Genomic DNA, 13097 nt, shown 5'->3' on the forward strand with positions numbered 1-13097 from the left:
TCATCAGTCATTGTAACATCATGGCCGTAGAGCGTATTTAGCCGAGTGATTATGCCAACCAGATGATAAATACCATTGATAAAACTAAAACAAGTTTCCGTCGCATGTTCTTTGCCCTGACACTGCCTGAAACCATGCAGCAGGATATTGTGCAATGGCGGGCGGCGAGCTTCCCACCCGAGGCCGGTCGCCCTATCGAAGCCGCTAATATGCACCTGACACTGGCATTTCTTGGCGATATAAGTGCCGCTAAAGCACAGGTATTGCAGCAGCAAGCCGGGCGTATCAGCCAGACTGGCTTCAGCGTAACCTTAGATGATGTCGGCCATTGGCCTGGTTCGGGCGTGATATGGCTTGGCTGTAAAAATCCGCCCCGGGGCCTGTTGCAGTTGGCGCAGTTGCTGCGATCTCAGGCTGCGCGCAGTGGTTGCGCCCAAACATCACTGCCATTCCACCCCCATGTGACCTTGTTGCGTGGCGCTACCCGCCCGGTAGCTATACCGGCCAAAACCAATAATCAACGCTTGTGCGTAGACCACTTCTCACTGTATGAGTCAGTATTGGTGCGCGGTCGCACCCGCTATACCCTGATACAAAGCTGGCCGCTGGCTGGCGGCGAAAGGAAATTTGATGACGTCTAACCCTCAATTGTTATCTTTTAACCCACGGTTACAGCCCGCCACACTTATCCTGCGGTATAAACGCTTTTTAGCTGATATTGTGACACCCGCTGGAGAATCATTAACCATTCATTGCGCTAATACTGGGGCAATGACGGGTTGCGCGACGCCCGGTGATACAGTTTGGTATTCGACCTCAGATAACCCGAAACGTAAGTATCCCCACAGTTGGGAGTTAACGCACACCCAAAGTGGTGATTGGATTTGCGTAAATACCTTACGGGCCAATGAGTTAGTCAGCTCTGCGATAGATAAAAACCATATTGTTGAATTATCTGGTTACACTTCTGTCAAAAGAGAGATTAAATATGGAGACGAGAACAGCCGTATAGACTTGTTATTGCAGGCAGAAAATAGGTCTAACTGCTATATTGAAGTCAAGTCGGTTACCTTATTACAGCAACAGTGTGGGTATTTCCCGGATGCCGTCACCCTACGGGGTCAGAAGCATCTCAGGGAGTTACAAAGCATGGTTGCCGACGGTCACCGGGCGGTACTTTTTTTTGCCGTATTGCATACGGGCATCAGGCAAGTCGCTGCGGCCCGACACATTGACAATCGCTATGCAGAATTGCTGGCCCAGGCTCAGCAAGCAGGAGTGGAGGTTATTTGCTACGGTTTTCAACTATCGCCTGACGGTATTGCGCTGGACGCCCGCATACCGTTATTACTGGCTGAAACGCTCTCACCAACAAGCGCTGAATAAAGAAGCGATTATTGGAGAAAGTTGTTCGCCAAATACGCCTTCCTTCACACCATTGTCAAGCAGGCGACAGGAATAATTGCTAACCTACCTTCCTTCTGGTATTTATAGCGGCCTGATTTTTCCCCGTATTGGGGATTTCGATAGTGCGTATGAATGTAGGAGAAGCATCATGCAAGAAGGGCAAAAACGTAAAACCTCGTCCTTGAGCATTCTCGCCATCGCTGGGGTAGAACCGTACCAAGAGAAGCCAGGCGAAGAGTATATGAATGCCGCCCAGCTGTCGCATTTCAAGCTGATTCTTGAAGCATGGCGCAACCAGCTCAGGGATGAAGTGGATCGTACTGTATCGCACATGCAAGACGAAGCCGCTAATTTCCCTGATCCGGTAGACCGTGCTGCGCAGGAAGAAGAGTTTAGTCTTGAACTTCGTAACCGCGACCGCGAGCGTAAACTGATTAAAAAGATCGAAAAAACGCTGAAAAAAGTCGAGGATGACGATTTCGGTTTCTGCGAGTCTTGTGGCGTAGAAATTGGTATCCGTCGTCTGGAAGCACGGCCAACTGCAGATTTGTGCATTGACTGTAAAACCCTGGCCGAAATCCGCGAAAAGCAGATGGCAGGCTAACTGCATACCCAATGAAATTGGCGTTGTAGATAGGCAGCAAGCGAACGAATCCCGATGCGCTAACAAACGTAAGTAATTCGGGCGAGAGGCGTAGCTAACAACCCTACAACTCCAAATATGAAGGGTATAACACGGTGCCAGAGTCACCTCCGGCACCGTATCTATTACGCGGAATTCCCTTCCCTTTTTATGTCCGAAGATATCAGTACTCAACAGCCCAGTGTGCTGCAACATTATGTTCAGCAACATAAGTACGTGGGCCGTTTTGCCCCATCCCCGTCTGGTGATTTACATTTTGGTTCACTGATTGCCGCACTCGGAAGTTACCTGCAAGCCCGTGCTCAACGCGGGAACTGGCTAGTTCGCATTGAAGATATTGACCCCCCTCGAGAAATTCCCGGAGCTGCTTCCCGTATCCTGGCGGTATTAGATCACTATGGCCTCCATTGGGACAGTCAGGTTATCTATCAGTCCCAGCGTCATGAAGCCTATCGCACCACATTAGACTGGTTGAAACAGCAGGGCCTGAGTTATTACTGCACGTGTACACGCAGCCGCATTCAACAGCTAGGGGGATTCTACGACGGTTATTGCCGTGACCGCCATTTACCTGCTGATAGTGCCGCCATTCGTTTGCGACAGACACAGCCGATTTATGCCTTTTATGATAAATTACTGGGTGAGTTGCATGTTGAATCTGCGCTGGCACAAGAGGATTTTATTATCCGCCGCAGAGATGGCTTGTTTGCTTATAATTTAGCTGTGGTGGTTGATGATGCTTTTCAAGGCGTGACAGAAATTGTGCGTGGGGCTGATTTGATTGAACCTACCGTGCGCCAAATAGCCCTCTACCAACAGTTACAACAGCCCGTTCCGAGCTATTTGCACTTGCCATTGGCACTGAATCATGACGGTAATAAGTTATCCAAGCAAAACCATGCAACACCGCTACCGGATGGCGATCCGCGCCCGATTTTGGTTGATGCATTGAAGTTTTTACATCAACCGCTGCCAGAATGCTGGCAAGATCTTGATTTACCGTTATTATTACGTTTTGCAGTCGAAAATTGGACGTTGGCAGCAATTCCGCTTCACGGGACAATAGCAGTCACTGAAAACACAACGGCATTCTCAAAGTAAGCACGGTGAGCTATGATTAGCCGCTGTTTTTCTGTAGTTCTGTTATTTATTAGCCACTATCGAGGTGTACCATTTTTACCCGAGTAGCCAATTTCTGCCGTAAGGTACTGATTCGCGATGATAAATCAGAACGCGATAACAAAGCTGTCCGTGATGATACGGCCCGTGATGGTAGTGCCCGTAAAGATAAAGTGCCCGGTGAAGATAGCGTGGCCCGCAAAGAGAAAAGGCCTGCCAGAACAAATACTGGCCGCAAGAATCATGCGGTGCCTGCTTCACAACAGAGTGCGATGACGATTATTCCGCGAGATCAGCACAATATTTCCCGTAGAGAAATCAGCGATAATGCGCTGAAGGTTCTCTATCGCCTGAATAAATCAGGCTATGAAGCCTATCTGGTTGGCGGCGGCGTCCGCGACCTGTTACTGGGCAAAAAACCGAAAGATTTTGATATCACCACCAGCGCGACACCAGAACAAGTGCGGAAATTATTCCGTAACTGTCGTCTGGTTGGCCGCCGTTTTCGCCTGGCCCATGTCATGTTTGGCCCTGAGATCATTGAAGTTGCCACTTTCCGTGGCCACCATGAGCAACAACCGGCGGAAGATAGCGACAAGAACTCTTCCCAGCAAGCGCAAAATGGCATGCTGCTGCGTGACAATATTTTTGGCACCATCGAAGATGATGCTCAGCGCCGTGATTTCACCATTAACAGCCTCTACTACGGTATTTCTGATTTTGCCCTGCGTGATTACACCGGTGGCTTGCGTGATCTGAAAGAAGGCATTATCCGGCTGATTGGTGATCCTGAAACTCGTTACCGTGAAGATCCCGTGCGCATGCTGCGTGCAGTGCGTTTTGCCGCCAAATTGGATATGACGATCAGCCCGGAAACCGCTGAGCCGATCCCACGTCTGGCCTCATTACTGCACGAGATCCCGCCAGCGCGCCTGTTTGAAGAATCACTCAAACTGTTGCAATCGGGTTATGGTTATAAAACCTATTTAAAACTGTGTGAATATCAGTTGTTCCAACCATTATTTCCACTGATTGCACGCAATTTCACTGAGCAGCATGACTCTCCGATGGAGCGCATTCTGGTTCAGGTACTAAAAAATACTGACCATCGTTTGCATAATGATCAACGCGTCAACCCAGCGTTCTTATTTGCGGCTATGCTTTGGTATCCGTTGATTGAACATGCGCAAAAACTGACGCAGGAAAGCGGTTTGGCGTATTACGATGCCTTTGCCCTGGCAATGAATGATGTGCTGGATGAAGAGTGCCGTTCGCTGGCCGTTCCAAAACGTATTACCTCACTGGTACGAGATATCTGGCTGCTGCAACTGCGCCTGTCTCGCCGTCAGGGTAAACGTGCGCACAAGTTGATGGAACATCCGAAATTCCGTGCTGCTTATGATCTGTTAGCGCTGCGGGCTGAAGTGGAAAATAACCATGAGTTGCAGCGTTTGACACAATGGTGGGGGGAGTTCCAGGAAGCCACACCGCTACAGCAGAAAACCATGCTGAATACGTTAGGGGCTGATCCGGCACCACGACGCTCTCGTCCCCGCCGCCCACGTAAGCCAGCACCACGTAAAGAAGGGGCATAATTCGCATCATGATCCGGGTCTATATCGCGTTAGGCAGCAATCAGGCTATGCCACTGCAACAGGTTAAAACCGCCCTGGAAGCGTTGGAGCATCTGCCACGCACCCGGTTAGTTGCATGTTCGCCATTTTATCGCACCAAACCGTTAGGCCCACAAGATCAGCCAGATTTTCTTAATGCCGTGGTAGCGTTAGATACCTCACTACCACCCGAGCAACTGCTGGACCACACTCAAGCCATTGAACGCAATCAGGGCCGGGTAAGGAAAGAACAACGCTGGGGGCCACGAACGCTGGACCTGGATATCATGCTGTATGGCTCACAGGTGATAACAACCGATCGCCTGACTGTGCCGCACTATGGTTTGAAAGAGCGCGAGTTTATGCTCTATCCGCTGGCTGATATCGCACCTGACCTGATTTTCCCCGATGGCGAAGCATTATCAGAACGCCTTAAATGGGTGGATAAAAACGGTCTGGTGCCTTGGTAACTCATACTTGCCTAATTCAACATATAGCATCCCTATCTGATATCCCCACCATCTTAACCCCTTGTCTCAGGAGAAAAGAGTGATGAAAGCCACCACCATGAGCCACTTGCGTCAATGGAAACAAGAAAAGCGTAAGTTCGCCACACTGACAGCCTATGATGCCAGTTTTGCCCAGTTGTTTGTCGAGCAAGGTATTGAGGTACTGCTGGTGGGTGATTCGCTCGGTATGACGTTACAAGGCTTCGACTCGACTCTGCCAGTAACCACCGCGGATGTGGCTTATCACACCCGTGCGGTGCGCCGAGGTGCGCCTCATTGCCTATTATTGGCAGATATGCCCTTCATGAGTTATGCCACACCAGAGCAAACATTTACTAATGCCGCAGAGTTGATGCGCGCCGGGGCCAATATGGTCAAACTGGAAGGCGGTAGCTGGTTATGTGATACCGTGCGCATGCTCGCTGAACGTGCCGTTCCGGTATGCGGGCATCTGGGATTAACCCCGCAGTCAGTTAATATCTTCGGTGGCTACAAAGTACAAGGCCGCGAAGAAGTAGCAGCAAATCAGCTACTGAAAGATGCACTGGCACTTGAACTCGCGGGGGCGCAATTATTGGTACTGGAATGCGTGCCAGTAGAACTGGCAAAACGGGTTAGCGAAGAGCTGGCTATTCCGGTGATTGGTATTGGTGCTGGTAATGTCACTGACGGGCAGATACTGGTTATGCACGATGCGCTGGGCATTACTGGCGGTCATACCCCTAAATTCAGTAAGAATTTCCTGGCACAAAGTGCCGGTGATATTCGCGCCGCCATTAAGCTGTATATTCAGGAAGTTGAAAGTGGCCTATATCCGGCGGAAGAACATACATTCCAGTAAATTTTGCGGATAATACGCTGCTATTACATCCTATTTATACCCAATAGATTTCAAGATGCAGGAAGGCGGCAAGCAGAGGCGAGGCCCATGAATGGGTCGAGTAATCACCGCAGCCAACACACCTGCAATTTGAAAGATGACCGGTATCGGAGAGAAGAATGCTGATTATTGAAACCCTGCCGCTATTGCGTCAGCAAATTCGCCGTTGGCGTCAGGAAGGAAAGCGAGTTGCACTGGTACCAACCATGGGTAACCTGCATGAAGGGCATATGACATTAGTGGAAGATGCCAAAACCCGTGCCGATGTGGTGGTCGTGAGTATTTTTGTCAATCCGCTGCAATTTGAACGCCCGGATGATTTAGCTCGCTACCCACGCACTTTGCAGGAAGATTGCGAGAAGTTGACCCGTCACGGTGTGGATCTGGTATTCGCCCCTGCGGCAGTCGATGTCTATCCAGCCGGTCTGGAAAGCCAGACCTATGTCGACGTCCCTGCCCTGTCTACTATTTTAGAAGGTGCCAGTCGCCCTGGTCATTTCCGTGGTGTATCCACTATCGTCAGCAAACTGTTCAATCTGGTGCAACCAGATGTTGCCTGTTTTGGTGAAAAAGATTATCAGCAACTGGCACTGATCCGTAAAATGGTGGCGGATATGGGCTATGACATCAATGTTGTCGGGGTGCCGATTGTGCGGGCGAAAGATGGTCTGGCACTGAGTTCCCGCAATGGCTATCTGACGGCTGAAGAGCGAAAAATCGCCCCGCAGCTCAATAAGATAATGCAAGCTCTGGCCGAGAAACTGATCTTGGGTGAAAGGCAGATTGATGATTTGCTGGCTGACACCGCAGAGCAATTACGCCATGCCGGTTTTACCCCGGATGAACTGTTTATCCGCGATGCCCACACTTTGCAACCATTGACCATCGACAGTCAACAAGCCGTTATCCTGCTGGCCGCCTGGCTGGGTAAAGCACGCCTGATTGATAACCAACAGGTTGATTTGCGTAGTTAACCCCTGACTGCGGTGAATAGCGGCCGAGCCCGGTTTTCACCGCACATCCCCCTTCCCTGCTCCTCTTATTCTTCACCAAACAAGGTGTTAACCCGAAAGCATTTTCTCTGCCTTTTGTATGTAATACATCGCATAAATAAAAGGGGGTTGAAGATGGGAATTAGGGTTGGAAATCATCTGTTTTCCACTGAGATTAGTCACTCAGTCATCGCAAATATAGCGGAAAAAACACTACCACCATCGATGAGTTTATGGGAGATAATAAAGGACTTTTTCTGTTGTACCCATCATGCTGAAGCATTGGATTGTCTCTATCAACTGTACCATCCTCTGAATAATACCGATGCAATGAACCCGGAGGAAATTCGCGGCAACATAGCAAAAGCATTTAATCAATTAAAACAGTTAGCAGCACCAGGATATGAAGAGAGATTTTCTCAGCCTAAGGGGTCTAATAACCAAGAGCAACATTTCACTATTACTGATAAAAATGACGAATTTATATTAAATATAAGAATGAACATTAACACCAATAAATACACAATCTCCACCCCTAGTGGCGACCCAGTATGCCTATATCTGCGACCAAAGTCTGCACAAGCAACCGATAGACCGATGGGATCGGGGGCTTGATAGCAAGTCCCTGTTCCGCTAGCCGCAGACCCGTTTTAGTCTCCTGTTTTTATCACTCAATCGCTGAGCCATAGACAAGCGGTATAAAATCAGCAAAACTGGATGCTTCTCCCTAAATCAATCGATGATGGGATAGGATGCCAGACTTATTCTGGGTAATAACCGGGGTCAAAGGTAAGAGTTATGATACGCACTATGTTGCAAGGCAAACTGCATCGGGTCAAAGTCACTCAAGCTGATTTGCACTATGAAGGTTCCTGCGCTATCGATCAGGATTTTCTGGAAGCCGCTGGGATTTTGGAATACGAAGCCATTGATATTTATAACGTTGATAATGGTCAGCGTTTTTCCACTTATGCTATCGCCGCCGAACGCGGTTCACGGATTATCTCGGTGAATGGTGCCGCGGCGCGTTGTGCTTGTGTCGGTGATAAGCTGATCATCTGTTCCTACGTACAGATGTCTGATGCTGATGCCCGATTGCACCACCCTAAAGTGGCGTATTTTGAAGGTCAGAATCAACTACAACGCAAAGCTAAAGCGGTACCGGTTCAAGTCGCTTAATTACCCTTTGTACTTGAAGCCGCAGGGGTGTTAGCTACGTTCACTTACCCGAATCACTGACTTCAGTCAGCTCCTCGGGATGCGTTTACTTGCTGGCCTACCTGCGACTCCAATTACTTTGGGTAATATCCTTCTTACTGAAGGCTCAGGTTAGCCACGTTTGCTCACCTGTATTCTTGGTCTTTCAAGATAAAAAATGGTGCCTTACCAGAGCACCATCTTTCATATCCTCTTCATACCATCGAGTTGTTAATCCGACTCCATCACCGCAGGTGCAGGGGCAACCGGCTGGCCAGGTTCATTGGCAATACGCTCTGCCATAGTCGGTATTGAATCAGTACGCAGAATATAAAGCCGTTTGAGGGTATACGGATTATCACCGGGTTTAACCTTGCCCTGCATCGTCGTTACCGCCAAATGGAAACCGGCATTTTTAGCCGCATCGATAGCGGTTTGGTTAAAGCCACCAAAGGGATATGACAGAAAGATCACGTGCGGATTAAATTGAGATAACGCTCGTCGTGAGTGTTCAAAATCAAAAACAATATTGTGATAAGAACGGCTCAATAAGATAGGGTTACGTTTATTATCAGTCCGGTGTAAAAAATGAGTATGAGACTGAACATCAAATACATCCTGAATCTCTTTCAATTCAGAGATACTCATAAACTGTAATGAATCAGGGTTCCATTTTTGTGGATGGCGCTTAATTCGTGATGAAATAATAAACGCCGTAGCCCGGAAGCCATTTTCTTTCAATATAGGATATGCGTAGCGGTGGACCGATTTAAGACCATCGTCAAAGGTCAGTACTACAACTTTTGCGGGCAGATTAATCTTGTTATTGAGATAACCTTCAAGCTGATAGAGCGAAATCGTGTCGTAACCTGTCTGCTTGAGATAGGTCATCTGGTTACTGAATGCCGCATCAGAGGTGGTGGTTGATGTATTGAGGAAACGTTTATTCTCCTCATTCTTCAACATATGGTGATAGGTCAGGATCGGGATGCCGTTATCGATTTCAGCATCGACGCTACTGACATAGCCTAAGCGATCACCAATATTGACCTGATACCAGGTATTCCCTAACCGGTCTTTCAATTTACCCACGATAGGATAACGCAAGTTATCTACCAGCGTAGCAAACTGCTCACTGCGCACATCCGCCGCCAGATAGACAGGAGTTTCGCGCTTGATCAATATATTTTGATTGGGCAGGGGTTTATTCAAATCACCCAAGATATCGTTGGTTTTTCGTGCTTTGTTGATATCTTCTAAATCGTCCTTATCAATAAAGCCGATGCCATTACCAAATTTAAATTCATAGTATTCTGCCGCGGCGGGTAAAACCTGAATAAGTTGATCTTCTTTAATCTCACCGACAGGAATGACCTTCTCACCAACCAGTGAATATATTTCGCTATCACGCTGTGCAACCATATATTTAGGCGTAAGTGTTGCTTCATCAGGTAAGAGATCTGCATGGGTTGCCGGTATCATTACCGACATGACAAGACCGAGTAGCATCCCAATAGCTATTCTGTTTTTATGCCACATTATCGTTCTACTTATGCGCATTTGGCGCTGAATTGAAAAGGGGAAAATCTGGTGCGCCAGCATAGCACGAGACGCCAGAAGTTGAGAAAGACGATATTAGATGGGGACATTATTTATTACGTTTAAATTCCAGTATTAACAACAATTAACTAACTAATAATTCACGATCAATCTCTGCTAATAGCCAAAATCATTGGCGTTACAGCAAGGCGGCAAGTCAGCGCATCCCGATGAGCTTACAGCAGTAAGTGATTCGGGTAAGTGAACGTAGCCAACACCGCTGTAACGTCAAGGCCGAAAAGAATACCCAAAGTCATTGGCGTTACAGCAAGGCGGCAAGTCAGCGCATCCCGATGAGCTTACAGTAGTAAGTGATTCGGGTAAGTGAACGTAGCCAACACCGCTGTAACGTCAAGGCCGAAGGGTATTAGGTGCGTAGCCCACGACCACGCTCTATCAAATACCAAGCCCACGCATAAAACACCGCGATGAATACCACCAAAACACCAATGGTCAATACCAATGGCACATCAGAAATCCCAAGGAAGCCATAACGAAACCCGCTTATCATGTACACAATGGGATTTAGTTTCGATACCGCCTGCCAAAAAGGGGGCAGTAATGATAGCGAGTAAAAGACCCCGCCCAGATACGTCAAGGGGGTCAGCACAAAAGTAGGCACCAGGCTGATATCATCGAACGTTTTGGCAAATACCGCATTCAGTAACCCACCGAGGGAAAACAGAATGGCCGTCAGCATCAATGTCAGTGCAATCATTGACCAAGAGTGGACATGCAACGGTACGAAGAACAGTGAGATAATCGTTACCAGAATACCGACACAGATCCCACGGGCGACCCCACCACCGACATAACCGATAATCACAATATGTGTGGGTACCGGTGCTACCAGCAACTCTTCAATACTGCGCTGGAATTTAGCACCAAAGAACGATGCAGCGACGTTGGCATATGAGTTGGTGATAACCGCCATCATAATCAAGCCGGGAACGATAAATTGCATATAATTAAAACCGCCCATATCACCAATTCGGGCACCAATCAGGTTGCCGAAAATAACGAAATAGAGCGACATAGTAATCACCGGTGGTACCAGTGTTTGAATCCAGATACGAGCAAAACGCGTGATTTCTTTGATCCAAATACTCTGTAATGCTACCCAATATAGGCGGGTCATGCTTTCTCTCCCCCGTTACCATTAACCAAGGTGACAAATAGCTCTTCCAGACGGTTAGCCTTGTTGCGCATACTTTGTACCTGAATTCCCTGAGCGTTCAATTGACTGAATAAACCATTCAGACCTTGCTCACGCTTAACATCAACCTCCAGCGTTGAGGTGTCCGTCAGACGATAGCCATAACCTTCCAGCTTAGGTAGCGGGCTTTTAATACCCAAATCAAAAATAAAGGTTTCTGACTCAAGTTTGCCAAGCAACTGCTTCATGGTGGTATTTTCCACCAGTTCACCATTCTGGATAATACCAATGTTACGGCACAGCATTTCTGCTTCTTCCAGATAGTGAGTAGTCAGAATAATGGTGGTCCCCTGCGCATTCAGCTCTTTCAGGAACCCCCACATCGAGCGGCGTAACTCGATATCCACCCCAGCGGTAGGTTCATCAAGGATTAGCAACTTCGGCTCATGCATCAGCGCACGCGCAATCATCAAACGGCGCTTCATCCCGCCCGACAGCCGGATAGCGCGCTCATTGCGTTTGCTCCACAAATCCAACTGAGTGAGGTATTTCTCGGCACGTTGTAACGCCTCACGCCGCGTGACGCCGTAATACCCCGCTTGGGTAATCACAATCTGCAACACCGTCTCGAATGGGTTGAAGTTAAACTCCTGTGGTACTAACCCAAGTTGGCGTTTGGCATTCACGATATCGTTATCAATATCGTAACCAAAAACTTGTACCTTACCGGACGTTTTGTTCACTAATGAACTGATAATACCAATGGTGGTCGATTTACCCGCACCATTCGGCCCAAGCAGGGCATAAAAATCACCTGCCTCTACGCGCAGATCAATGCCACGTAGTGCCTGAACGCCACCTGCATAGGTTTTGGTTAGTTGCGTTATTTCCAGTGCATATGTCATAAGTAAAAAAGAACCTTATTCTATGAGTTTCTCAGCGATAACAGCATACCCATGCCTTGCTTAGCTCGCCTGTCAGGGCAAGTTACGGGGAGCAGAAGGGATCATGGGTCGATACCGAGAAGATGTTACGCAGACGAAAATTGCGCGATCAACAGGGTCACTGTTCCGATTTCAAAATCGTCATCCTTGCCGTATATTATCTTATCGCAATCCGTTCATTACAGGCTATTTACATTAATGAAAGAAATAGAGAAGCTCCTCGCGAACAATGACATGTGGTCAAACTCTATCAGTAAAGATGACCCCGATTTTTTTGAACACCTGGCGCAAGCCCAGAAACCCCGTTTTCTGTGGATTGGCTGTTCAGACAGCCGCGTCCCCGCAGAGCAACTAACGGGTCTAAAAGCGGGTGAATTATTCGTTCACCGCAATGTAGCCAATCTGGTTATCCATACGGATCTCAACTGCTTGTCCGTGGTGCAATACGCCATCGATGTTTTGCAGGTCGAACACATCATTATCTGTGGTCACCTTGGTTGTGGCGGTGTCGAAGCGGCGATCAAAGGTGAAGAGATGGGCCTTATCGATAACTGGTTACTGCATATTCGTGATCTTTGGTATAAGCACAGCTCACTGCTGGGTGAGCTACCACAAGAAGAACGCAGCGATATGTTATGTAAAATCAATGTCGTAGAACAAGTCTATAACCTGGGTCATTCGACTATTGTCCGGTCCGCCTGGAAGCGTGGGCAGAAAGCCATGATTCACGGCTGGGTCTATGGTATTGAAGATGGCAAACTGACTGATTTGAAAGTCTCGGCCACCAGCCTCAGTAGCCTTGAAGTCCTTTACCGTGAAGCGATGGCAAAGTTACTGCAACCTAATAGAAAAGACTGAACAGTCGCCAGGGAGGGTGTTCAAGCACACCCTCTCCCATCCCTAAATGCTGCTAAAGACACTCGAACTCAAAATATTGACGTGCAGTGACCAGCGGCAAATAAGGCGTAGCGAGCTAAGTCAGTTTGAGTGCGCCCAGCACGCAACAACCGGAGCGTACACGTAGTACGTGAGGATTCT

14 protein-coding genes are annotated in these 13097 nt (G+C 48.1%); 11 read left to right on the top strand and 3 right to left on the bottom strand.

The features are described 5' to 3' along the window. Positions 1 to 62 precede the first annotated feature (62 nt). From thpR to panD, 10 genes are all read left to right on the top strand, one after another. A complete protein-coding gene (gene thpR, locus V1955_RS18265; protein WP_083160454.1) occupies positions 63 to 641 on the top strand; it encodes an RNA 2',3'-cyclic phosphodiesterase in 579 nt (192 codons plus the stop codon). Then, complete coding sequence (gene sfsA, locus V1955_RS18270; RefSeq protein ID WP_193784723.1) at positions 631 to 1386, top strand: DNA/RNA nuclease SfsA; 756 nt, start codon at positions 631 to 633, stop codon at positions 1384 to 1386. Before thpR ends, sfsA begins: the two co-directional genes overlap by 11 nt. A 169-nt stretch (positions 1387 to 1555) precedes the next feature. Further along, the gene (gene dksA, locus V1955_RS18275) at positions 1556 to 2011 is read left to right on the top strand and encodes an RNA polymerase-binding protein DksA (RefSeq protein WP_002209354.1); all 456 of its coding nucleotides are present in this window, start codon (positions 1556 to 1558) and stop codon (positions 2009 to 2011) included. Positions 2012 to 2200: 189 nt separating this feature from the next. Beyond that, positions 2201 to 3151 carry a tRNA glutamyl-Q(34) synthetase GluQRS gene (gene gluQRS / locus V1955_RS18280; protein WP_442821254.1) on the top strand — a complete coding sequence of 317 codons (951 nt, stop codon included), beginning with the start codon at positions 2201 to 2203 and terminating at the stop codon, positions 3149 to 3151. 290 nt (positions 3152 to 3441) lie between these two features. Continuing rightward, the gene (gene pcnB / locus V1955_RS18285; protein ID WP_372559821.1) at positions 3442 to 4764 is read left to right on the top strand and encodes a polynucleotide adenylyltransferase PcnB; all 1323 of its coding nucleotides are present in this window, start codon (positions 3442 to 3444) and stop codon (positions 4762 to 4764) included. 8 nt (positions 4765 to 4772) lie between these two features. Further along, positions 4773 to 5252 (top strand): 2-amino-4-hydroxy-6-hydroxymethyldihydropteridine diphosphokinase, encoded by a 480-nt coding sequence (gene folK / locus V1955_RS18290; RefSeq protein ID WP_083160458.1) that lies wholly within the window; start codon positions 4773 to 4775, stop codon positions 5250 to 5252. Positions 5253 to 5334: 82 nt separating this feature from the next. Further along, positions 5335 to 6132 carry a 3-methyl-2-oxobutanoate hydroxymethyltransferase gene (panB, locus tag V1955_RS18295; protein WP_083160460.1) on the top strand — a complete coding sequence of 266 codons (798 nt, stop codon included), beginning with the start codon at positions 5335 to 5337 and terminating at the stop codon, positions 6130 to 6132. Positions 6133 to 6290: 158 nt separating this feature from the next. Further along, positions 6291 to 7145: a pantoate--beta-alanine ligase gene (panC, locus tag V1955_RS18300; protein ID WP_372568687.1), complete on the top strand. Its 855-nt coding sequence runs from the start codon at positions 6291 to 6293 to the stop codon at positions 7143 to 7145. 153 nt (positions 7146 to 7298) lie between these two features. Beyond that, positions 7299 to 7778, top strand: coding sequence for a hypothetical protein (locus tag V1955_RS18305; RefSeq protein ID WP_083160464.1), 480 nt, complete (start codon positions 7299 to 7301; stop codon positions 7776 to 7778). Positions 7779 to 7961: 183 nt separating this feature from the next. Beyond that, entirely contained in the window at positions 7962 to 8342 is a 381-nt protein-coding gene (panD, locus tag V1955_RS18310; protein ID WP_032905470.1) for an aspartate 1-decarboxylase, read from the top strand. 249 nt (positions 8343 to 8591) lie between these two features. Here panD and V1955_RS18315 read toward each other — a convergent pair whose 3' ends face one another. The 3 genes from V1955_RS18315 to V1955_RS18325 form a co-directional block, all read right to left on the bottom strand. Continuing rightward, positions 8592 to 9899, bottom strand: coding sequence for a polysaccharide deacetylase family protein (locus V1955_RS18315; protein WP_442821255.1), 1308 nt, complete (start codon positions 9897 to 9899; stop codon positions 8592 to 8594). 427 nt (positions 9900 to 10326) lie between these two features. Next, a complete protein-coding gene (locus V1955_RS18320; RefSeq protein WP_083160466.1) occupies positions 10327 to 11097 on the bottom strand; it encodes an ABC transporter permease in 771 nt (256 codons plus the stop codon). Continuing rightward, positions 11094 to 12020, bottom strand: coding sequence for an ABC transporter ATP-binding protein (locus V1955_RS18325; protein WP_083160468.1), 927 nt, complete (start codon positions 12018 to 12020; stop codon positions 11094 to 11096). Before V1955_RS18325 ends, V1955_RS18320 begins: the two co-directional genes overlap by 4 nt. Before the next feature lie 237 nt (positions 12021 to 12257). Between V1955_RS18325 and can the strand changes: the two genes are divergently transcribed. Further along, on the top strand, positions 12258 to 12917 hold the full coding sequence (gene can, locus V1955_RS18330; RefSeq protein ID WP_050086084.1) for a carbonate dehydratase: 660 nt from the start codon (positions 12258 to 12260) through the stop codon (positions 12915 to 12917). Positions 12918 to 13097: the final 180 nt, after the last annotated feature.

The organism is Yersinia sp. 2545 StPb PI (assembly GCF_052217125.1).
Lineage (GTDB): Bacteria > Pseudomonadota > Gammaproteobacteria > Enterobacterales > Enterobacteriaceae > Yersinia > Yersinia enterocolitica_E.

Bases quoted from the DNA above. Each gene is read 5' to 3' on its own strand.
- can (WP_050086084.1), top strand. From the start codon at position 12,258: ATGAAAGAAATAGAGAAGCTCCTCGCGAACAATGACATGTGGTCAAAC.
- dksA (WP_002209354.1), top strand. From the start codon at position 1,556: ATGCAAGAAGGGCAAAAACGTAAAACCTCGTCCTTGAGCATTCTCGCC.
- V1955_RS18315 (WP_442821255.1), bottom strand. From the start codon at position 9,899: ATGTGGCATAAAAACAGAATAGCTATTGGGATGCTACTCGGTCTTGTC.
- thpR (WP_083160454.1), top strand. From the start codon at position 63: ATGATAAATACCATTGATAAAACTAAAACAAGTTTCCGTCGCATGTTC.
- sfsA (WP_193784723.1), top strand. From the start codon at position 631: ATGACGTCTAACCCTCAATTGTTATCTTTTAACCCACGGTTACAGCCC.
- panD (WP_032905470.1), top strand. From the start codon at position 7,962: ATGATACGCACTATGTTGCAAGGCAAACTGCATCGGGTCAAAGTCACT.
- V1955_RS18320 (WP_083160466.1), bottom strand. From the start codon at position 11,097: ATGACCCGCCTATATTGGGTAGCATTACAGAGTATTTGGATCAAAGAA.
- V1955_RS18305 (WP_083160464.1), top strand. From the start codon at position 7,299: ATGGGAATTAGGGTTGGAAATCATCTGTTTTCCACTGAGATTAGTCAC.
- folK (WP_083160458.1), top strand. From the start codon at position 4,773: ATGATCCGGGTCTATATCGCGTTAGGCAGCAATCAGGCTATGCCACTG.
- panB (WP_083160460.1), top strand. From the start codon at position 5,335: ATGAAAGCCACCACCATGAGCCACTTGCGTCAATGGAAACAAGAAAAG.
- V1955_RS18325 (WP_083160468.1), bottom strand. From the start codon at position 12,020: ATGACATATGCACTGGAAATAACGCAACTAACCAAAACCTATGCAGGT.
- pcnB (WP_372559821.1), top strand. From the start codon at position 3,442: ATGACGATTATTCCGCGAGATCAGCACAATATTTCCCGTAGAGAAATC.
- panC (WP_372568687.1), top strand. From the start codon at position 6,291: ATGCTGATTATTGAAACCCTGCCGCTATTGCGTCAGCAAATTCGCCGT.
- gluQRS (WP_442821254.1), top strand. From the start codon at position 2,201: ATGTCCGAAGATATCAGTACTCAACAGCCCAGTGTGCTGCAACATTAT.